Origin of the sequence: Limnohabitans sp. T6-20, assembly GCF_003063505.1 — a bacterium.
GTDB lineage: Bacteria > Pseudomonadota > Gammaproteobacteria > Burkholderiales > Burkholderiaceae_C > Limnohabitans_A.
This window is the reverse complement of the sequence record NZ_NERW01000003.1, coordinates 145615-166203: the sequence shown is the minus strand read 5'-3', so window position 1 is coordinate 166203 and position 20589 is coordinate 145615. Positions and strand designations below refer to the sequence as shown.

Annotated in this window: 19 protein-coding genes and 1 tRNA gene; 10 read left to right on the top strand and 10 right to left on the bottom strand. The window is 59.6% G+C overall.

From position 1 onward, the window contains the following. Positions 1-26: 26 nt before the first annotated feature. The 4 genes from B9Z33_RS11715 to B9Z33_RS11700 all read right to left on the bottom strand — a co-directional run bounded on the left by B9Z33_RS11715 (position 27) and on the right by B9Z33_RS11700 (position 4727). A complete protein-coding gene (locus B9Z33_RS11715; protein ID WP_108287227.1) occupies positions 27-1304 on the bottom strand; it encodes a TRAP transporter large permease in 1278 nt (425 codons plus the stop codon). Then, on the bottom strand, positions 1301-1795 hold the full coding sequence (locus B9Z33_RS11710; protein WP_108287226.1) for a TRAP transporter small permease: 495 nt from the start codon (positions 1793-1795) through the stop codon (positions 1301-1303). Before B9Z33_RS11710 ends, B9Z33_RS11715 begins: the two co-directional genes overlap by 4 nt. 75 nt (positions 1796-1870) lie before the next feature. Next, the gene (locus B9Z33_RS11705) at positions 1871-2842 is read right to left on the bottom strand and encodes a TRAP transporter substrate-binding protein (RefSeq protein ID WP_108287225.1); all 972 of its coding nucleotides are present in this window, start codon (positions 2840-2842) and stop codon (positions 1871-1873) included. 193 nt (positions 2843-3035) lie between these two features. Then, positions 3036-4727 carry an electron transfer flavoprotein-ubiquinone oxidoreductase gene (locus tag B9Z33_RS11700; RefSeq protein ID WP_108287224.1) on the bottom strand — a complete coding sequence of 564 codons (1692 nt, stop codon included), beginning with the start codon at positions 4725-4727 and terminating at the stop codon, positions 3036-3038. A 147-nt stretch (positions 4728-4874) separates the two neighbouring features. On the opposite strand from B9Z33_RS11700, the gene B9Z33_RS11695 reads away from it, so the two are divergent. Together B9Z33_RS11695 and B9Z33_RS11690 are read left to right on the top strand one after the other, a co-directional pair. Next, positions 4875-5657 (top strand): SDR family oxidoreductase, encoded by a 783-nt coding sequence (locus B9Z33_RS11695; protein WP_108287223.1) that lies wholly within the window; start codon positions 4875-4877, stop codon positions 5655-5657. 11 nt (positions 5658-5668) lie between these two features. Continuing rightward, the gene (locus B9Z33_RS11690; RefSeq protein WP_108287222.1) at positions 5669-6091 is read left to right on the top strand and encodes a thioesterase family protein; all 423 of its coding nucleotides are present in this window, start codon (positions 5669-5671) and stop codon (positions 6089-6091) included. A gap of 30 nt (positions 6092-6121) precedes the next feature. On the opposite strand, the gene B9Z33_RS11685 is transcribed toward B9Z33_RS11690, so the two are convergent. After that, on the bottom strand, positions 6122-7006 hold the full coding sequence (locus B9Z33_RS11685; protein WP_108287221.1) for a metal-dependent hydrolase: 885 nt from the start codon (positions 7004-7006) through the stop codon (positions 6122-6124). A gap of 96 nt (positions 7007-7102) precedes the next feature. Between B9Z33_RS11685 and B9Z33_RS11680 the strand changes: the two genes are divergently transcribed. Beyond that, the gene (locus B9Z33_RS11680; RefSeq protein WP_108287220.1) at positions 7103-7804 is read left to right on the top strand and encodes a TetR/AcrR family transcriptional regulator; all 702 of its coding nucleotides are present in this window, start codon (positions 7103-7105) and stop codon (positions 7802-7804) included. On the opposite strand, the gene B9Z33_RS11675 is transcribed toward B9Z33_RS11680, so the two are convergent. Continuing rightward, positions 7762-8370 carry a peroxidase-related enzyme gene (locus B9Z33_RS11675; protein ID WP_108287219.1) on the bottom strand — a complete coding sequence of 203 codons (609 nt, stop codon included), beginning with the start codon at positions 8368-8370 and terminating at the stop codon, positions 7762-7764. The two genes, B9Z33_RS11680 and B9Z33_RS11675, sit on opposite strands and share 43 nt — an antisense overlap. A 58-nt stretch (positions 8371-8428) precedes the next feature. Between B9Z33_RS11675 and B9Z33_RS11670 the strand changes: the two genes are divergently transcribed. The 3 genes from B9Z33_RS11670 (at position 8429) to B9Z33_RS15740 (ending at position 11990) form a co-directional block, all read left to right on the top strand. Further along, positions 8429-8854 carry a carboxymuconolactone decarboxylase family protein gene (locus tag B9Z33_RS11670; protein WP_108287218.1) on the top strand — a complete coding sequence of 142 codons (426 nt, stop codon included), beginning with the start codon at positions 8429-8431 and terminating at the stop codon, positions 8852-8854. An 81-nt stretch (positions 8855-8935) separates the two neighbouring features. Further along, complete coding sequence (locus B9Z33_RS11665; protein WP_108287217.1) at positions 8936-9607, top strand: nitroreductase; 672 nt, start codon at positions 8936-8938, stop codon at positions 9605-9607. Between the two features lie 70 nt (positions 9608-9677). Beyond that, on the top strand, positions 9678-11990 hold the full coding sequence (locus B9Z33_RS15740; protein WP_108287216.1) for an acyl-CoA dehydrogenase family protein: 2313 nt from the start codon (positions 9678-9680) through the stop codon (positions 11988-11990). A 12-nt stretch (positions 11991-12002) separates the two neighbouring features. Here the strand turns inward: B9Z33_RS15740 and B9Z33_RS11655 are convergent, their stop codons facing one another. Next, positions 12003-12563, bottom strand: a complete 561-nt coding sequence (locus B9Z33_RS11655) for a LuxR C-terminal-related transcriptional regulator (protein WP_108287215.1) — start codon at positions 12561-12563, stop codon at positions 12003-12005. 190 nt (positions 12564-12753) lie between these two features. Between B9Z33_RS11655 and B9Z33_RS11650 the strand changes: the two genes are divergently transcribed. The 3 genes from B9Z33_RS11650 (at position 12754) to B9Z33_RS11640 (ending at position 15272) form a co-directional block, all read left to right on the top strand. Continuing rightward, positions 12754-13461, top strand: a complete 708-nt coding sequence (locus B9Z33_RS11650; protein WP_108287214.1) for a CoA transferase subunit A — start codon at positions 12754-12756, stop codon at positions 13459-13461. Positions 13462-13494: 33 nt separating this feature from the next. Further along, a complete protein-coding gene (locus B9Z33_RS11645) occupies positions 13495-14136 on the top strand; it encodes a CoA transferase subunit B (RefSeq protein WP_108287213.1) in 642 nt (213 codons plus the stop codon). Between the two features lie 179 nt (positions 14137-14315). Further along, positions 14316-15272, top strand: coding sequence for a helix-turn-helix domain-containing protein (locus B9Z33_RS11640; protein ID WP_108287212.1), 957 nt, complete (start codon positions 14316-14318; stop codon positions 15270-15272). 47 nt (positions 15273-15319) lie between these two features. Here the strand turns inward: B9Z33_RS11640 and B9Z33_RS11635 are convergent, their stop codons facing one another. From B9Z33_RS11635 to B9Z33_RS11625, 3 genes are all read right to left on the bottom strand, one after another. Continuing rightward, a complete protein-coding gene (locus tag B9Z33_RS11635) occupies positions 15320-16123 on the bottom strand; it encodes a plasmid replication/partition related protein (RefSeq protein WP_108287211.1) in 804 nt (267 codons plus the stop codon). Positions 16124-16185: 62 nt separating this feature from the next. Further along, a tRNA-Gly gene (locus tag B9Z33_RS11630) sits at positions 16186-16259 on the bottom strand. Positions 16260-16272: 13 nt separating this feature from the next. After that, positions 16273-17751 carry an NAD-dependent succinate-semialdehyde dehydrogenase gene (locus B9Z33_RS11625; RefSeq protein ID WP_108287210.1) on the bottom strand — a complete coding sequence of 493 codons (1479 nt, stop codon included), beginning with the start codon at positions 17749-17751 and terminating at the stop codon, positions 16273-16275. Between the two features lie 145 nt (positions 17752-17896). Here B9Z33_RS11625 and alaS point away from each other — a divergent pair, with 145 nt between their 5' ends. Further along, positions 17897-20548: an alanine--tRNA ligase gene (alaS, locus tag B9Z33_RS11620; RefSeq protein ID WP_108287209.1), complete on the top strand. Its 2652-nt coding sequence runs from the start codon at positions 17897-17899 to the stop codon at positions 20546-20548. Positions 20549-20589: the final 41 nt, after the last annotated feature.

Sequence of the window (20589 nt, the reverse complement as noted above, 5' to 3'; positions counted from 1 at the left end):
GTGATTCAATGTCGGAAATTTTAGCTTTATTTGGCGTAGACCAAATCCCGCAACGTCAAGGACAGGGCGGGCACATAGCTCACCACCATCAGGCAAACCAGGATCACCAAAACAAAGGGGATCAAATCCTTGATCATGCGATCAAGGGAGATGCGCGCCACCGTACAAGCTGCAAACAGGTTGACGCCAAAGGGCGGTGTGATCATGCCCAGTGCCAAGTTCACCACCATGATCAGGCCAAAATGCACCGGATCGATGCCAAAGTGCATGGCCACGGGTGCCAAGATGGGCGCGAGCACGATGATGGCCGCGCTGGTTTCGATGAACATGCCAATCAAGAACAAAGCGGCGTTGACACCCAGCAAGAAGTAAGCGGGTGATTTGAGTACATCTTGCAACCAGTGACCAATGGCCTCCGGTACCCCCGCACGCGTGATCAGGAATGCAAACAAACCGGCATTGGCAATGATGAACATGATCACGGCGCTGGACAGCACGGATTTGCGCATGATCACAGCCAGGTCTTTCAGTTTGATCTCGCGGTAAATCAAGGTGCCAACGATCAGCGCGTAAAACACCGCGACGGCCGAGGCTTCGGTAGGGGTGAACACCCCGCCGTAAATGCCGCCCAAAATGATGACCGGCATCATCAATGCCCAACCGGCTTGCCAAGAGGCTTTACCAAAACTCAGGCGACCGTCGCCGTCATTTTTGCCCCAGCCTTTGTATTTGCAATAAATCCAGACCCAGAACATCAAGGCAATCCCGATGAAAAGGCCTGGGCCAAAACCAGCAATGAACAGTTCACCGATGGAAACCTCGGCACTCACGCCGTACAAGATCATCGGAATCGAGGGGGGGATGATCACGCCCAACTCTGCCGATGTAGCTTGCAAAGACGCCGCATAGGTGGTGGGGTAGCCGTGCTTGATGAGCGCCGGAATCAGGATCGTGCCGATGGCAAAGGTGGTGGCCACTGACGAACCTGAAACGGCAGCAAAAATCATGCAAGTCAGCACGCAAGTCATCGGCAAGCCGCCTTGCACACCGCCCACGATGCTCTTGGCAAACTCCACCAAACGGCGCGAGATGCCGCCGGTTTCCATGATGTTGCCCGCCAAGATGAAGAAGGGGATGGCGGCCAGAGGAAATTTGTTGATTGAATTGAACATCTCCTTGACGGAGATGAGCATGTTGGCATTGCCAATTTGAATGCCGACGATGGCCGACAAACCAATGGACACAGCCACGGAAATGGTGAGTGCAAAGCACAGCACCATGGTGCAAAGCATGACGACGCTCATTGTGCGGTCTCCAATTCAAGGCGCTGTGGATCCAGCCAATTGCCGATGATGCTGATCACGCTGAAACACGCGCCAACCGGCAAAGCCATGTAGGCCCAAAACATGGACACGTCTTCCAAGCCAATCATGGACTGGACCTTGCCGCGGTTGGCGTAGTCCCAACCCCACCAAATGATGATGCACACCAAGGTGAGTGCGGCCAAAGCCACAGCGGTGTCGAGTATCTTTTTCATGCGAGGGCCGCTCCAGCGGTACAACACGTCCACGCTGACCATTGCGCCCTGCCGGAAGGCCATGGGGATGCCCATGAAGACCATCCAGATCAGGCTAAAACGGATGATGACTTCGGTCCATTCAACAGGAACTTCGAGCACAAAGCGGGTGAAAATTTGCAGCATGCCCAAGCAGGCAGCTAGGGCCAACATCAAACAGGCCACCAGCATGGAAAAAGCGGTGGTCCACTTTTCCACGCTTAGATAGAGCGAGCGCATAAATAATCCCTTCACGACAGAATCAAAAACGCCCGCCAATACGGGATTGGTCGGGCGTTTTGGACAAGCTTCAAATCACTTGTAGTTGCGGATGCGGTCCAGGTTGGCTTTGCCGAACTGCTTTTCAAACTCGGCGTTGATCGGGCCCAAAGTGGCGACGAACTTGGACTTGTCCACGTTCTCGATCACATTCATGCCCTTTTTGCGCAACTCGGCTACGCCATTGGCATCGTCCTTGTCCACGCGCGCACGGTTAGCCTTGACGGCTTCTTTTGCGGCATCCAGGAAGATTTGCTTGTCAGTCGCGCTCAATTTGTCGTAGCTGGCTTTGTTCATCAAGATGATGCAAGGCGAGTAGACGTGACCCGTCAGTGACAAGTGCTTTTGCACCTGGTCAAAGTTGGATGCCATGATCACCGACAAGGGGTTCTCTTGGCCGTCCACAGTGCCTTGTTGCAAGGCGGTGAAGACTTCAGGGAACGCCATGGGCGTGGTCACGATGCCCAAACCTTTGTAGGCGGCCACGTGCACGGGGTTTTCCATGGTGCGCATCTTCAGACCCTTCAGATCGCCTGGTTCGTTCACCGCGCGCTTGCTGTTGGTCATGTGGCGCACGCCATTTTCACCCCAGGCCAAAGCTTTGAACCCTTTGGACTCAAACTTGGTCAGCAATTCTTGGCCGATGGGGCCGTCGAGCACGGCGCGTGCATGCGCTTTGTCACGGAACAAGAAGGGCACGTCCAAAATGCGGGCTTCAGGCACGAAATTGGGCACTGGACCGGTAGAGGTCGTGGCCAATTCTTGGGTGCCCAGTTGCACCGATTCGATGGATTCGCGCTCACCGCCCAAAGAGCCTGAGTAGAAGTTCTGGATTTTGATGCGACCGTTGGTGCGCTTTTCCACTTCTTTGGACAAAGTGTCGATCGCCTCACCTTGGTGTGAGTTCTGTGCAATCGAAATGCTGTTGCGCATGACGATTTGTGAAGATGCCGTGGTCATGACACCGATGGCCAAGCTCAGGCCCAACATCAATTTGCTCAATTTCATGGGTATCTCCTCGTTGATCAATGGGCGACAACAAGATGGAAATCAACTTGTCATACAAATTTGATTATGAGGTGTCACTGGCAAGGTTGGACTACGGGTTTTCGCGGGGGTGTGATGCCTAGGTGACGCAAGGTCCTGAAGTGCGCAGCAAAAAAAGAGGCCCGTGTGGGCCTCTTGGTGGGTGCTTGCGCCTTTACATGCCTGTGTAGTTGGGTCCACCACCGCCTTCTGGCGTCACCCAGACGATGTTTTGCGTGGGGTCCTTGATATCGCAGGTCTTGCAGTGCACGCAGTTTTGCGCGTTGATCTGCAGGCGGTCGCTGTTGTCTTCGTTCTTGACGAACTCGTACACGCCCGCCGGGCAGTAGCGGCTCTCAGGCCCGCCGAACTTGGCCAGGTTGATGCTGACGGGCACCGAGGCGTCCTTGAGCGTCAGGTGGGCGGGCTGGTTTTCTTCGTGGTTGGTGTTGCTGATGAAGACGCTGCTCAAGCGGTCAAAGGTCAGCTTGCCGTCCGGTTTGGGGTAGTCGATCTTGGGGCAATCGGCCGCAGGCTTCAGGTACGTGTGGTCGGCCTTGTCGCGGCGCAGTGTCCAGGGAATGTGGCCGCGCAGCACGAACTGCTCAAAGCCGTTCATCAGTGTGGCCACCGTCAGGCCCTTCTTGAACCAGCTCTTGAAGTTGCGCGACTTGTTGAGTTCGGTGTAAAGCCAGCTGGCTTCAAAAGCCTCGGGGTAGGCGCTCAGCTCGTCGTGCTGGCGGCCTGCCACGATGGCGTCGTAAGCGGCTTCGGCGGCCAGCATGCCGGTCTTGATGGCGGCGTGGCTGCCCTTGATGCGGCTGACGTTCAGGTAACCGGCGTCACAGCCGACCAGCGCACCACCCGGGAACACGGTCTTGGGCAGGCTCATCAGGCCGCCTGCTGTGATGGCGCGCGCGCCGTAGCCAATGCGTTTGGCGTTGACTTCGCCCTTGTCGTTGGTGAAGTACCACTTGATGTTATTGTGGGTCTTCCAGCGCTGGAACTCTTCAAACGGGCTCAGCCAGGGGTTGGCGTAGTCCAAGCCGACCACGTATCCGATGGCGACCTTGTTGTCTTCCATGTGGTACATGAACGCGCCACCGTAGGTGTCGTTGTTCATGGGCCAGCCGGCGGTGTGCATCACAAAGCCGGGGGTGTGGCGTGAAGGATCGATTTCCCACACTTCCTTGATGCCGATGCCGTAGGTTTGCGGGTCGCGGCCTGCGTCGAGCTTGTACTTGGCGATCAGCTGCTTACCCAGGTGGCCGCGAGCGCCTTCGGCGAACACGGTGTACTTGGCGTGCAACTCCATGCCCAGCTGGAAGTTTTCGGTCGGCTCGCCGTCCTTGCCCACGCCCATATTGCCGGTGGCCACGCCTTTGACCGAGCCATCTTCGTTGTAGAGCACTTCAGCGGCGGTGAAACCGGGGAAGATCTCAACGCCCAGGTTCTCGGCCTGCTGGCCCAGCCAGCGGGTGAAGTTGGAGAGGCTGATGATGTAGTTGCCGTGGTTTTGTGCGCATTCGGGCAAGAAGATGCCGGGGGTGCGGGTGGCACCGGTCTCAGACAAAAAGCTCCAGGCGTCGTCGGTCACAGGCTGGTTCAGCGGGGCACCCAGCTCTTTCCAGTTGGGAAAGAGTTCAGACAGCGCTTTGGGGTCCATGATCGCGCCGCTCAGGATGTGCGCGCCGGGTTCGCCGCCTTTTTCGAGCACCACGACGGACACATCCGTGCCTTTTTCAGCGGCCAGCTGTTTCAGTCGGATGGCGGTGGACAAGCCAGCGGGGCCGCCGCCGACCACGACCACGTCGTATTCCATGGATTCGCGGGGGCCATAAGTGCTCAAAATTTCTTCGGGGCTCATGAACGTCTCTGTTTGAAGTTGTGGATTCGGGGCCAACACGGGCGTGTCGGGCGTGTGACTCATTTTATGCGGCAGAAAGGGCGTTCCCCCGCACAATGGTGTCACCCGTTGGCAACAGCGGGCATGTACCCCTTTGAAGGATTTACCATGGCTTATGAAATTGATTTGTCGGGCCGCGTGGCTTTTGTCACCGGCGCATCGGGTGGTTTGGGTGCCCAATTTGCCAAAACGCTGGCTGCCGCCGGTGCTGGCGTGGTGCTGGCCAGCCGGCGGGTTGAAAAGCTGAAAGACCTGCGCTCCGAAATCGAAGCTGCAGGGGGTGATGCCCATGTGGTCGAGATGGACGTGACCGACCGGCACAGCATTGCAGCCGCCGTGGCCCATGCCGAAACCGAAATGGGCAGCATCGACATCCTCGTCAACAACTCGGGTGTGAGCACCACCCAGCGCATCCAGGACGTGACCGAAGAAGATTACGACTTCATCATGAACACCAATGTGCGTGGCGCATTTTTTGTGGCGCAAGAGGTGGGCAAACGCATGCTGGCGCGCGCCAAAGGGGCCGCGCCAGGCAGCTTCACGGGCGGGCGCATCATCAACATTGCCTCGATGGCGGGCCTCAAAGTGCTGCCGCAAATTGGGGTGTATTGCATGAGCAAGGCCGCCGTGATCCAGATGACCAAAGCCTTTGCGGTGGAGTGGGGGCGTTTTGGCATCAACGTGAATGCGGTTTGTCCGGGCTACATCGACACCGAAATCAACCACCACCATTGGCAAACCGAGCAGGGCCAAAAACTCATCAGCATGCTGCCCCGCAAGCGCGTGGGCCAGCCGCAGGACCTGGACGCTTTGCTGGTCATGCTGGCCAGCGACCAGAGCCATTTCATCAATGGCGCGGTCATTTCGGCCGACGATGGATTTGCTGTTTGAGGAGCTGAGCCATGAAGCTGGAGTTGCCTGAGCACAAGAAACTCGTTCACGAGATGGTCATCCCCATCCGCTGGGGCGACATGGACGCCATGGGCCATGTCAACAACACGGTTTACTTTCGGTACCTGGAGTCGGTGCGGATCGACTGGTTCGACAAAATCGGCTTTGTGCTGAACCCTCTGGGTGAGGGGCCGGTGATCGTCAATGCCTTTTGCAACTTCTACCGGCAGTTTGAATACCCCGGCGACATCCTGGCCAAGATGTATGTGAGCGATCCGGGCCGCACCACGTTTGAAAGCTGGTGCACGCTCGAGCGGGTGGACCAGCCCGGCCGCGTGGATGCAGCGGGCGGCGCCACCACCATTTGGGTGGACTTTCCGAAACAAAAAGCGGTGGACTTACCCGACTGGGTACGCGAAAAAGTCACGCCCTGACCACGGGCGTGACTGGCCCAAGCGCTGCGCTCAGGCCTTGGCCCCCACCGCTGTCCATTGGTCAGCGTGGTGTGTGAGCCAATCGTTGGCTTGGGTCGGGTGGCCCACCTGTATGGGATGAAAGTCTTTGCGGGTGTATGCCCAAACCGGCTTGGCCACACGCCAGACCATGCCTTGCCGACCGAACAAGAACTTGCTGGCCGACCACCAAGTGGAAGGCTTGAAGAGCGTTTTGTCATGCCACAGGTTGTTGACGGTTTGGCGCAGCACGTCCGTGCTGAACTGGACCGTCACATACCAAAACCAGCGCATGCGCCAGGTGTGGTTGCCACCCAGGCGCTGGTACAGGTCAAACGCCACGCATTTGTGCTCGGATTCTTCTGCGGCGTGCCAGCGCCACAGGGTTTTGAGGGGCTCTTCTGCGCCCGCAAACCAGTCTCCGGCTTGGTCCATGCGTTCCAGCGTCAGGTCGCCAAAGATGGAGGTGAAATGCTCAAACGCAGCCGTGATGGCGAGTTCGTGCAGGTAGCCTTTGTCGCTTTGACTGAAGAATTGCTCACGCCCCATTTGCATGCGGCGATCCGCCCGTGGACCCCAGTGGTTGACCAAACCCTGTTTTTCCAGGTGGGCGTTGTACAGTCCATGCAAATGACGGTGCGTGGCTTCTTGGCCAATAAAACCTTTGGCAACACCTTTCAGGTCGGCATTCTCCGGCGTGTCGGGCAAGACCTTGGCACCGTTTTTGACCGAGTCGATGAAAAATTGCTCGCCTACAGGAAAGCTCATCGACAAAGCGTTGGCATAAGCCGTCAGAAAGGCATCGCCGCCGTTCCAGTGCCGTGAAAAGCCTTGGCTCAAGTCCACGGCCAAGCGGCGAACGGTGAGGTCGGTGGGGGCGTGGTGGGTGTTGTTCATGTGGCAGTTTCTCGAATCCGTCAGAATATGAGCATTATTCAGGTTTTTTGACGCATCACAACTCGCAAACTGCTCAGATTTTGAAAAGACCTTCAGATGGCAACGATCAAACCCAAAACCACGTCAGAGCCCAAGCTCAGCCAGAGGCGAGAGCCCACCCAAGCCCGTGCGCAGCAAACCATTCAGACCCTTTTCAAGGCCGCTGCTCAGATTTTGGACAAAGAGGGCGAAGCCGGTTTGACGACCAACAAGGTCGCTGCGGCGGCAGGTTTTTCGATCGGCACGCTGTATCAGTATTTCCCCAGCAAGGAGATGTTGGTGCGCGCCATGGCCGCTCGGGGTCAGGATCTGGTGCTGCAAGAGCTGGAGGGCTATCTCAGTGCGCTCGAAACCCGTGCCGATGTGCAGCAAATGGACGGCCGTGAACTCTTGGGCAAAGCCATCCACATCCTGCTGCACGGTTTCGCCAAGGGCAAAGGCCTGAGCCAGACCTTGATCCGTCTGGGCTGGACACTGGAAAAACCCGACGAGACGGCCAACGCCGTGCGTCAAGTGGCCGACCGACTGGCCATCTTTTTTGAGCGGATCGCTCACCCCGCGTTGCAACTGCCCAGCACCGCGCAAATGTTTGTGCTGACCCGCTCGGTGATTGGCACCTTGCGCAGCGCCAGTCTGGAAAAGTCGCCCCTGTTGGGCAGCCCGGCGTTTGAAGACGCCTTGACCCAAATGGCCTGGGCCTTGCTGGCCCGGCCCGCTCAGGCGGCAGGTTTGGCCTTGGGCGCGCGGCCCATCAGGTAAAACTCGGGGTTGGGCATCATGCCGCTGAAGCTGGCCATGCGGTTGGAGAGCCCAAAGAACGCGGTGATCGCCGCGATGTCCCAGATGTCTTCGTCGTTGAAGCCGTGCGCGTGCAGGGCAGCAAAGTCGGCGTCTTCCACCTGGTCGGAGTGCTGGCAGACCTTCATCGCAAAGTCCAGCATGGCGCGCTGGCGGGGGCTGATGTCGGCCTTGCGGTGGTTGATGGCCACCTGATCGGCCACCAGCGGTTTCTTTTCATAAATGCGCAAGATCGCGCCATGTGCCACCACGCAATACAGGCAGTGGTTGGCCGCGCTGGTGGTGGTCACGATCATCTCGCGCTCGCCCTTGGTCAGGCCGCTTTCACGCCCGACCGACTCGGGCACCATCAGGGCATCGTGGTAGGCAAAAAACGCGCGCCACTCGGCTGGGCGACGCGCAAAGGCCAAAAACACATTGGGCACAAACCCGGCTTTTTCCTGCACTTCCAGCACCTTGGCTTTGATGTCTTCGGGCAAGTCATTGATTTCAGGGGCCGGGTAGCGTGGGGTGGGTGGTGTGCTCATGGTGTCTCCATTGGGTTGATGCTTTTGATTATGCTCAGAGACATTTCAGGAGCCTGTCATGTCCAACACACCCGCACTTTCAAACATCGAGCAAGCCCGCGAGGCGCACCCCGATGACGCCGCCTTTCAGGCGGGTCTCACCACCCGCGCTCAAGTCATGGGGCCCGAATACGTGGAGCGCGCCCTGGGCGCCGCCACCGACTTCACCCTGCCCATGCAGGAGTTCATCACCCGCAATGCTTGGGGCAATGTTTGGCAACGTCCGGGCTTGGACCTGAAGACCCGCAGCCTGATCACCGTGGCCATGCTCACCGCATTGGGCAAGCAGCAAGAACTCAAAGCCCATGCGCGTGGCGCCCTGAACAACGGCGCCACACCCGAAGAGCTGCGCGAAGTCATGCTGCACGCCACCGTGTACTGCGGCTTCCCGACGGCCATCGACGCCTTTCGCAGCGTCACCGAAGTGGTGCAAGCCCAGGGCTGATGCCCGAGTAACCAAGGCAACAAGCGCGCATTGACGGGGGGCGTCTTTTCACCCATTCTCGGGTGAGGAGACACAACACCCATGGAATTTTCAGAACTCATCAAAGCCCGCAAAAGCGTTCGCGGCTACCAACAAAAACCGGTCCCCCGCGAGGTGATCGAAGAGATTATTGCGGTGGCCAAATGGTCGCCCTCGTCGATGAACACGCAGCCCTGGCATGTGCATGTGGTCACGGGTGAGCCGCTTGAGCGCATCCGCCGGGGCAACACCGAGAACATGGTCAAGGGCGTGCCGCCCAAGCGCGACTTCCCGATGAAAGAGGCCTACGAGGGCATCCACCGCAAGCGCCAGGTGGACATCGCGATCCAGCTGTTCGACGCCATGGGCATCGCCCGTGACGACAAAGAGCGCCGCACCGATTGGGTGATGCGGGGTTTTCGGCAGTTCGATGCGCCTGTGTCCTTGGTGCTGACCTACGACAAATACCTGGAGCCCGCCGCCATCAGCCAATTTGACCTGGGGGCTTTGTCGCACGCCATCGTGCTGGCCGCCTGGGAGCGGGGCCTGGGCACCGTGATCAACGGCCAGGGCATCATGCAGTCGGCCGTGGTGCGCGAGCACGCGGGCATTCCGGACGACCAAAACATCATGATTTGCATCGCCATGGGCTACCCGGACGAGTCCTTTGTGGCCAACACCGTCAAGTCGGTGCGCGAAGACGAAGCCAACTTCGTGCGTTACGTCGGTTTCTGAACCTGTCATTGACCGGGTCGCCATCTTGCGATGGCGGCCTTTTCTTTCCGTCCCTTGGAGCAAAGTCCCCATGAACCTGAGCAAAGAAGAGCTAGCTTTCCGCGACGAAGTGCGCGCCTTTTTGGCTGCCGAGCTGACCGACGAGATCCGTCTGGGCGGGCACCGCACCTCGGGCATTTTTTCGGACTACGAGGTGGGCATCCCGTGGCAGCGGATTCTGGCCAAGCGCGGCTGGGCTGCGCCACACTGGCCTGCAGAGTGGGGCGGCTGCGGCTGGACGCCGCGCCAACACGACATTTTTGCCAGCGAGATGGCGGCAGCCGACGCCCCCAAGGTCTCGCCCCTGGGCCTGGTGATGGCCGCACCTGTGCTGGTGGCGTTTGGCACGCAGGCCCAAAAAGAGCGCTGGTTGCCCGACATCCGCAACGGCGTGAGCTACTGGTGCCAGGGCTACAGCGAGCCGGGCTCGGGCTCCGACCTGGCTTCGCTGCAATGCCGCGCCCGCCGTGAAGGCAACGAGTGGGTGATCAATGGCTCCAAAATCTGGACCACCCACGCCCACCGCGCCACCCACATGTTTTGCCTGGTGCGCACCGACAGCAGCGGCAAGCCGCAGCAAGGCATCAGCTTCTTGATGTTCGAGCTCAACAACCCGGGCATCCAGATCCGGCCGATCATCAGCATCTCGGGCGACCACGAGTTCAACCAGGTCTTTTTTGACGAAGCCCGCGTGCCCGCTGACGCTCTGATCGGCGAAGAAAACCAGGGCTGGACCATTGCCAAATACCTGCTGGAGCACGAGCGCGGCGGCTCCTCTGCGCCGTTCTTGCGGGGCCGTCTGGCGCGGCTTCATGCCTCTTTGCGCGATGCGTTTGCCACCCAGGACACCGAGCAGGAAGACATCGCCCTGACCCTGGCCAACGCGCAGTGCCGCATCGACGCCTTGCACGCTTGGGAGCAACAGGTGCTGACCGCGCGCATTGGCGGCGGCGCGCCGCCTTGCTGGCTGCCTGCTGCGCCGTCCATGGGCAAGCTGCTGGCCACCGAGCTCAAGCAGCATCTGACCGAGCTGGGCCTGAGCATTGCTGGCCCTTACGGCGCCACCAGCCTGACGGTGGAAGAAGCCAGCGCCCACGCGCTGCCTGTGCCCGAAGAGTCGGTGTTTGCCACGCGTGCGTATTTGAACGACCGCGCCGCTTCAATTTATGGCGGCACCAACGAAGTGCAGCGCAACCTGATCGCCCGCCACATTTTGGGCGCCGAGGTGGTGGAGCCTGTGGTGCCCACCGACGAAACGCAGGCCATGCTCTTGGCCAGTCTGCAAGGCTGGCTGCAAGACAAGTTGCCCTTCGACAAACGCGCACAGATGATCGCCAGCCCCGAGGCGATTGCGCCGCTGTGGCAAGGCCTCACCCGTGAGCTGGGCCTCTTGGGTGCGGCGCTGCCCGAAAGCCTGGGCGGCCTGGGCGGTGGTTTGCCCGAGCAAATGCTGATTTGCCAGGCCCTGGGAGCGGCCTTGGTGGCCGAACCCTACAGCAGCACCGCCGTGTTGGGCGCGACATTGCTGCAAGCGCTGGGCGACTCTGCGGCCGATGCTTTGCTGCAAGGCGTGGCCGACGGCCAAGTGCGCCTGGCCGTGGCGGCGCTCGAGCCCGCAAGCCGCACCGACCTGAGCCGGGTGCAGGCCCGCTTGCACAAGGCGAACGGCCAGTGGCACATCAGCGGGCGCAAAGCCCTGGTGCGCGGCGCGCCCGGAGCCACGCACTGGCTGGTGAGTGCGCGAGACGAAGCGGGCCAGCTGCGCATGGGCCTGGTCGACCCCGCAGCCAGCGGCGTGCAGCGGCGCGATGTGCGTTTGATCGACGGTGCCTGGGCTGCCGAGTTGGCCTTTGACCAAACGCCCGTGCAGGCCGTCTTGGGCCAGGGCGATGCGCTGGCCGCACTCACGCAAGCCTGGGACACCGCCACCCTGGCCGCAGGTGCCGAAGCCGTGGGCGTGATGCAGGCCCTGATGCGCGACACACTGAACTACACCAGCCAACGCAAACAGTTCGGTCAGCCCTTGGCCGCCTTCCAGGCCTTGCAACACCGCATGGCCGACATGTACCTTGCGCTGGTGCAAGCCGCGGCGGCAGTGGGGGCTTGTGCTGATGTGGCTGGCGACAGCCCGGAGCGCCGCGCCGAGCGGGTGTCATCGGCCCATGTGACGGTGCTGCGCGCAGCCCGCCTGGTGGGGCAGGGCGCGGTGCAGCTGCATGGCGGCATGGGCATGACCGACGAGCTGGTCGTGGGCCATGGCTTCAAGCGGCTGACGGTGATCGAGCAGCAGTTTGGTGGGGTGGCGCAGCATTTGCGGCGGGTGGCGGGTTTGTCCCGTGGTTGAGTCTTTGGGTATTCAGCCCCGCATCAACTTCTGAATCAAATCCGCGGCCCCTGAGGCCTGGTATTTGCGCATGAGCTTGACGCGGTAAATCTCCACCGTGCGGTGGCTGATGCCCAAGGCCTTGCCGATCTCTTTGCTGGTCAGGCCATCCATCAGGTGGGCGGCGACTTCGCGTTCGCGGGCGGTGAGTTCGGCCTTCACGGGTTTGCGCTCCGACAGGTCTTCAAAAGTCCAGATGCCTGCTTCGTGTGGTGCGTCGCGGTTCAGGGCCCGGCCTGTCACATGGCACCAGAAGGTTTCGCCCTTGAAGCGCCCGTCCACCCGTTTCATGACGCGGTCGTCGGCGTACACGCCCTTGGCGTTCAGGATGGGGGTGATGCGCTGGCCCGTGCGCTCGTACTCGTCGGCGCTGGGGTAGAGCAGCTGAAAGGTCTGGCCGATCAGTTGTTCGCGGGGCACGCCAAACATCTCGCACACGCGTTGGTTGCAGTCGACCATGGTGCGGTTGCGCGAGAGCACCATGCCAATAGGGGCCAGGTCAAAGGCCAGTCGGTAGTCAATGTCTGTGTTCATTTTTGGGTGTTTGCCAGATTCGCAAGCAGGGGCGCGCGCTCACCGCGGAATCACGCGTCTTGTAGGAGGCTGCCCCTGCAGCCGAATGTCACTGGGGTGAGTTGCGTGCATATAAGGGCCGCCCTCTACGAAAAACTACGTATTTGAATACGTAGTATCGTAGCGCTTTCATCCTCTACCGGAGTCTGGCGTGAACAAGATTTTTCCTTCCGCAGCCGAGGCCTTGAAGGGCATCGTGGCTGACGGGCAACTCATTGGCGTGGGCGGTTTTGGCCTGTGCGGCATTCCCGAAGCCCTGATCGATGCGCTGAAGGACAGCGGTGTGCAAAACCTGACCGCGATTTCCAACAACGCGGGTGTGGATGACTTCGGTCTGGGCAAGTTGCTGCAGACCCGCCAGATCAAGAAGATGATTTCTTCTTATGTGGGTGAGAACAAAGAGTTTGAGCGTCAGTACCTGGCGGGCGAGCTGGCTTTGGAGTTCACCCCCCAAGGCACGCTGGCCGAGAAGCTGCGTGCGGGCGGCGCGGGCATCCCGGCCTTCTTCACCAAGACCGGTGTGGGCACCCTGGTGGCCGAGGGCAAGGAGCTGCGCGAGTTCGACGGCGAGACCTACGTGATGGAGCGCTCTTTGGTGCCCGACGTGTCGCTGGTCAAAGCGCACCGCGCCGACAAGTCCGGCAACCTGCAGTTCCGCTACACCTCGCGCAACTTCAACCCTGCGGTGGCCATGGCCGGCAAGATCTGCGTGGTCGAGGTCGAGGAGATCGTCGAGACCGGCGAGATGCACCCCGACAGCGTGCACTTGCCCGGCATTTATGTGCACCGCATTGTGCTGAACACGAATCCGGAAAAGCGCATTGAAAAACGCACCATTACAGAAAAGGCGGGCGTATGAAGCCCGCCGTGACCGAAAAAACAGGAGCCTGATATGAGCTGGAGTCAAGACCAAATGGCCGCGCGTGCGGCCCACGAACTGGAAGACGGTTTCTATGTGAACCTGGGCATCGGCATCCCCACGCTGGTGGCCAACTTTGTGCCCGCAGACAAAGAAGTCTGGCTGCAAAGCGAGAACGGCATGCTGGGCATTGGCCCCTTCCCGACCGAAGACGAGGTCGATGCCGACCTGATCAACGCGGGCAAGCAAACGGTGACAACCATCAAGGGCTCGTCGATTTTTGGCAGCGAGCAGTCGTTTGCCATGATCCGTGGCGGCAAGATCAACTTGTCGATCCTGGGCGCGATGCAGGTGAGTGAAAAGGGCGATCTGGCCAACTGGATGATCCCCGGCAAGATGGTCAAGGGCATGGGCGGCGCGATGGACCTGGTCGCAGGCGTCAAGCGCGTGATCATCTTGATGGAACATGTTGCCAAGAAAAAAGACGGCACCGAAGACCTGAAGATTTTGCCCAGCTGCACCTTGCCTTTGACCGGCGTGGGCGTGGTGGACCGCATCATCACTGACTTGGCCGTGATGGACGTGACCGACGCGGGCCTGAAAGTGGTTGAGCTGGCCCCGGGCGTGACGCCTGAGGTGCTGCAAAGCAAGACGGGTGTGAAGCTGATTTTCTGATCAAGGGGTCAGCCGAATTCGAGAAAAAGCCGCAAACCTTTGCGGCTTTTTTGTTTTCTTTGATTTAATTGAATATTATTTGTCTCAAAAACAATATTCATAAGGGCTTTATGGGTTTTCCTGTATTCAGCTTTGTAAAAAGATAATACAAAATAACGTTTTTATTTTTGTCCTTTGACATGTCGAATTCAACGACCGATCGGGTGCGCGGCGAATTGCTGCGCGAGTGGCGTGGGTCTCAAAAACTCGATGCCAGCACATTGGCGGGTCGCGCCAACCTGTCCGTGGCGCAGATACAGCAATTGGAGTCGGGTGGTACGTCCCTTTTTTACACCGCATCCATCAAGGAGAACGCGGCACGCAAAGTCGCCAGTCTGTTGGGGCGGGATCCTGCTGAAGTGATCCGTCCGGCGGATGATCTGGCCAGTGAGCCTGGTTCTTCGGTGGTGGATGAACTGATTGAGTTGTCCTTGCAAAGAGCGCAAGCGGCCAGACCGGCCTCCGTCTTCATGCGCCATTCCCGCTTGATGGTCTTCGCGTTCTTTACCTTGGGGCTACTGGCGGTCATTGTTTGGACTCAATACCCATGGCAAGGCCGTGGCGTGATGCCTTCTTTCTGGCATCGGGCGGTGGCGATGTCGCCTGAATCCTCCGCAGCTGCTGCGCCGTTGATTCAGACGCAGGTTCAACCCGTTGCACGCGCAGTGGCAATGGGGTCAAGTGCAAAATCTTCTGCCTCAGTTGCTGAGTCTGCTGCAGCACGGTCCGTTGTTGTTGTCGCGTCAGAACCTGTTGCCTCTGGAACGGGTCATGTGGCCTCCGTGGGGGAAATTCCCTTGTGTCAGTCGAGCCAGACGGACGCTGTGCTGATGCCTTCGCAACCCAGCAAACCGGGTGACATGGTTTATCTGGTGGCCCAGAGAGAAGGCACCGTTTGCGTGGTCGATGGGGCAGGCTCGCGCACAGTCTTCTTTCTCAAAGCGAATGAAGCCAAAAGCGTCTACGGTCCAGCGCCTTGGCGTGTGCATTTTGAACAAGCCGAACAAGCACAGCTTTACTTTCAAGGTGTGCGTCTTCGCTTGCCCGACGCCAAAACCACAGCCGTTGTGTTGCGTGAAGGCAGCCGGACGCCTTGACTTGTTGGCCTGGCCTGCCCGAATCAAAGACCCCGTCAAAGATCCCTTCAAAGCTCCAGTTGCGCCCGCAGTTCGGCCACTTCCTGTCGCAAGCGCTCATTTTCTGAGGTCAACTGCGCCACACGCTGTTGCAAGCCAATCAGCTCATCGCTGGCGCTGTGTTCCGAGTCCTGCGCATCGTCTTTGGCCGGTTTGCGTTGCACTTCGCGCACGCGCTTGGCCGCTTGCTTGAGTTCTTCTTTGCCTCCCCGTGCCGCTGTTTGTTGTTCTTCGGCGGGCAGGCTGGCCACGGCAGCGGCGGCATTGAGTGAGATGGTGCCGGCTTTGACGGCTGCGACCAGTTCGGGGGCGGCTTGTTTCTGAATCTTCTCGATGTGTACCACTTGGCTGCTGCTCAGCCGCGCAGCCTTGGCAATGTCAGAGCGGCTTTTGAGCGGGTTGTGGCTGGCATCGTTCACTCCGGCATCCGATGTGTGCGATGACTCGGCGGTGTTGGCTGGATCGGTTGCTGCGATGGCACTGGCGCGGCGCTCGGCCAGAATTTCGCGTTTGCGCAAAGCCAGCACGCCACGCTGAAAGTCCGACACACTGCGTCGGCCCAAGTGCTGGTCGATCATCCACAAGTGCACATCTTCCATGGATTGAAAGCGGGTGTTTTGCACCGTCTGAAAAGGCAGGCCATGCTTTTGACAAATGCCGTAGCGGTTGTGCCCGTCCACCAGCACGTTGCCCCACAGCACCAACGCATCACGACACCCCTCGGCCAGGATGCTGCGCTCCAGCGCGTCATGCTCGTCAGGGGTCAAGGGGTCGATGTAGGCTTTGAGTTCTTCGTTGACGGTGATGTTCATGGGCAAAGGGTCAAAATGCCGAAGGCCCCTTGCGGGGCCTTCTTTAAATCGGCATGAAAACTTGGAGCGGGCGAAGGGAATCGAACCCTCGTTATTTGCTTGGGAAGCAAAAGTCCTACCATTAAACGACACCCGCGAAGCCGTGTAGTTTACTTCAGGATATCGCCGACACAGAGGTATTTGATCTCCACATAGTCGTCCATGCCGTGGTGCGAGCCTTCACGACCCAAGCCCGATTGCTTGACGCCACCAAAAGGCACATGCTCGGTGGCCAAAATGCCCACGTTGATGCCGACCATGCCGTATTCCAGCGCTTCACTCACGCGGAAGATGCGGCCCACGTCGCGGCTGTAGAAGTAGCTGGCCAGACCAAACTCGGTGTTGTTGGCCGCAAAGATGGCGTCTTGTTCGGTCTTGAACTTGAAGATGGGGGCAAAGGGGCCAAAGGTCTCTTCGCGGGCGCAGACCATGTCGGCGGTGGCGTCGGCGACCACGGTGGGTTCAAAAAACTGGCCCTCCAGCCGCTTGCCGCCCGTCAGCACGCGCGCGCCTTTGGCGATGGCGTCTTTCACGTGGCGTTCAACCTTGTCGATGGCCGAGGGCTCGATCAGTGGGCCTTGGTTCACACCCTCTGCAAAGCCGTTGCCCACTTTGGCGGTTTTGACTTTGGCCGCAAATTTGGCGGCGAACTCTTCGTAGACCCCCTCTTGCACATAAAAGCGGTTGGAGCAGACGCAGGTCTGACCCGCGTTGCGGTATTTGCTGGCAAATGCGCCTTCCACGGCGCTGTTGATGTCGGCGTCTTCAAACACGATGAACGGGGCGTTGCCACCCAGCTCCAGCGACATTTTTTTCACGGTGGGTGCCGATTGCGCCATCAGGATGCGGCCCACTTCGGTGGAACCCGTGAAGCTGATGTGGCGCACCACGTCGCTCGCACACAAAACCTTGCCGATGGCGATGCTCTGGGGGCCGTCGGCGGTGATGATGTTGAGCACCCCGGCCGGGATGCCCGCACGAATCGCCAGCTCAGCCGCCGCCAGAGCGGTGAGTGGGGTTTGTTCAGCGGGTTTGATGACCACGGGGCAGCCAGCAGCCAGTGCGGGGGCCACTTTGCGGGTGATCATGGCCAGCGGGAAGTTCCAGGGCGTGATGGCTGCACACACGCCAATGGGCTGCTTGAGCACCAGCAGACGGCGGTTGTTGTCAAACTGGGGCAGGGTTTCGCCGTTGATGCGCTTGGCCTCTTCGGCAAACCACTCTACAAAACTCGCGCCATAGGCCACTTCGCCACGCGACTCGGCAATGGGCTTGCCGTTTTCGGCGGTCATCAGGCGCGCCAAGTCTTCGGTGTTGGCGATCAGCAGGTCAAACCACTTGCGCAAGATGGTGCTGCGCTCTTTGGCGGTTTTGGCTTTCCAAGCAGGCCAAGCGGCGTTGGCTGCGGTAATGGCGGCATCTGCCTCGGCGGCGCCTAGGTTGGCCACGTTCGCCAAGTGCTGGCCTGTGGCCGGATCGGTCACCTCAAAACGCTGGCTGCCTGCGACCCATTGGCCGTTGATCAGTGCGTCTGTCTTGAGCAAAGTCGGGTCGTTCAGCAGTGCGAGGGGGGATGTCTTCATGTCCATGGTGTCTCCGGATATTATTTAACCTGTTAAATAAATTGTGCCATGTTTTGCACGATATCGCAGTTGGCTGGGGCCGCCTGTCACGCAAACAACTGAGGGTGGGGCAAACTTATAATGCTTGGTTGCATCTAAAGCAAAGAACACCATGAGCCAACCCGTTATTTCCGTCGCCGACATCCGCAAGACTTTCCTGGACTTTTTCGAGTCCAAGGGCCACACCGTGGTGGCGTCCAGCCCCTTGGTGCCAGGCAACGACCCCACCCTGATGTTCACCAACTCGGGCATGGTCCAGTTCAAGGACGTGTTTTTGGGCTCGGACAAGCGCTCGTATGTGCGTGCCGCGTCTGTACAGGCCTGCCTGCGCGCCGGTGGTAAGCACAACGATCTGGAAAACGTGGGCTACACCGCCCGCCACCACACTTTCTTCGAGATGTTGGGCAATTGGTCATTTGGCGATTACTTTAAGCGTGAATCGCTGCAATGGGCGTGGGAACTGCTGACTGAGGTCTACAAACTGCCCGCCGACAAGCTGTACGCCACCGTGTACATGGAAGACGACGAGGCCCATGGCATTTGGGAAGGCATTTTTGTCAAAGCCGGCTGGACGCCTGAGCGCATCAAGCACGAGAACCGCATCATCCGCATCGGCGACAACAAAGGCGGTCGCTACAAGTCAGACAACTTCTGGATGATGGCTGACACCGGCCCTTGCGGTCCTTGCTCCGAGATTTTTTACGACCACGGTGCGCACATTCCCGGCGGCCCACCCGGCAGCCCTGATGAAGACGGCGACCGTTTCATCGAGATCTGGAACAACGTGTTCATGCAGTTCAACATGGACGAAACCGGTGCCGTCACGCCGCTGCCTGCGCCTTGCGTGGACACGGGCATGGGCCTGGAGCGCCTGGCGGCCATCTTGCAGCACGTTCACAGCAACTACGAAATCGACATTTTTGATGCGCTGATCAAGGCCGCATCGCGCGAAACCGGCTGCACCGACCTGAACAACAAGTCGCTGCGCGTGATCGCCGACCACATCCGCGCCACTTCCTTTTTGGTGAGTGATGGTGTGGTGCCCAGCAACGAAGGCCGAGGCTATGTGCAGCGCCGCATCATCCGCCGCGCCATTCGCCATGGTTATTTGCTGGGCCAGAAAAAACCGTTCTTCCACAAGCTGGTGCCCGATTTGGTCAAGCTCATGGGCGCGGCATACCCCAACATGGCCGATCAGGCCGAGCGCATTGCTGACGTTTTGCTCGTGGAAGAAGAGCGCTTCTTTGAAACGCTGCAAAGCGGCATGCAAATTCTGGATTCGGCACTCGAAGGCGGCGTCAAGGTGCTGCCCGGCGAAGTGGCTTTCAAGCTGCACGACACCTACGGCTTCCCGCTCGACCTGTCGGCCGACGTCTGCCGCGAGCGCGGTCTGAGCGTGGACGAAGCGGGTTTTGCCACCGCCATGGAAAAGCAAAAAGCCCAAGCCCGAGCCGCTGGTAAATTCAAGATGGACAAGGCGCTGGACTACACCGGCGCGGGCAACGACTTTGTGGGCTACGAAGACCTGACAGCCAACGCCAAAGTACTGGCTTTGTACGCCGATGGCAATGCTGTGACCGAACTGAAAGCCGGTCAGGCAGGCGTGGTTGTGTTGGACACGACACCTTTCTACGCCGAGTCTGGCGGTCAGGTGGGCGACCAGGGCATGCTGCACAACGCGGGCGGCCAGTTCAACGTGGCTGACACGCTCAAGATCAAGGCCGATGTGTTTGGCCACCACGGCGAAGTCCAATCCGGTAGCCTGAAAGTGGGTGACGCGGTGCAAGCCCATGTGGATCTGGCCGTGCGCGCCGCCACCGTGCGCAACCACAGCGCCACCCACCTGATGCACAAAGCCCTGCGCGAAGTGCTGGGCAGCCATGTGCAGCAAAAGGGCAGCTTGGTCAATGCCGAGCGCACCCGTTTTGACTTTGCGCACAACGCGCCCGTGACCGACGCCGAGATCCGTCAGATCGAAGCCCAAGTGAACGCAGAAATTTTGGCCAACGCCGCTGCACAAGCGCGTGTGATGGACATCGAAAGCGCCCAGAAAACCGGCGCGATGATGCTGTTTGGCGAGAAGTACGGCGAGTCCGTGCGTGTGCTCGACATCGGTTCTAGCCGTGAACTGTGCGGCGGCACCCACGTCAAAGCCACGGGCGACATTGGTCTGTTCAAGATCGTCAGTGAAGGCGGTGTGGCTGCTGGCGTGCGCCGCATCGAAGCCGTGACTGGCGCCAATGCTTTGGCTTATTTGCAGTCGCTCGAAGACACGGTGTCGCAAGCCGCCGGCACACTGAAGGCCCAGCCTGCAGAATTGAACGCTCGCATCCAACAGGTGCTGGACCAGGTCAAGGCACTGGAAAAAGAACTGGCCGCTGCCAAAGGCAAGCTGGCTTCGGCCCAGGGCGATGAGTTGATGACCCAGGCTGTGGATGTCAAGGGCGTGAAGCTGCTGGTGGCCAAGCTCGAAGGGGCCGACGCCAAAACCCTGCGCGACACCATGGACAAGCTCAAGGACAAGATCAAGACCGCCGTGATCGTGTTGACCGCTGTGGACGGCGACAAGGTGCAAATCGCCGCTGGCGTGACCGCTGACACCGTGGGCAAAGTCAAAGCCGGTGAGCTGGCCAATTTTGTGGCGGGCCAAGTGGGCGGCAAAGGCGGTGGCAAGCCCGACATGGCCATGGCTGGTGGCACCGATGCCAAGGCCTTGCCAGCGGCGATGGCCAGCGTACAAGCTTGGGTTGCCGAGCGGCTTTGATGCCACAGCAGGGCGCACCCGCGGTGGGGTTTGCCCCCCTG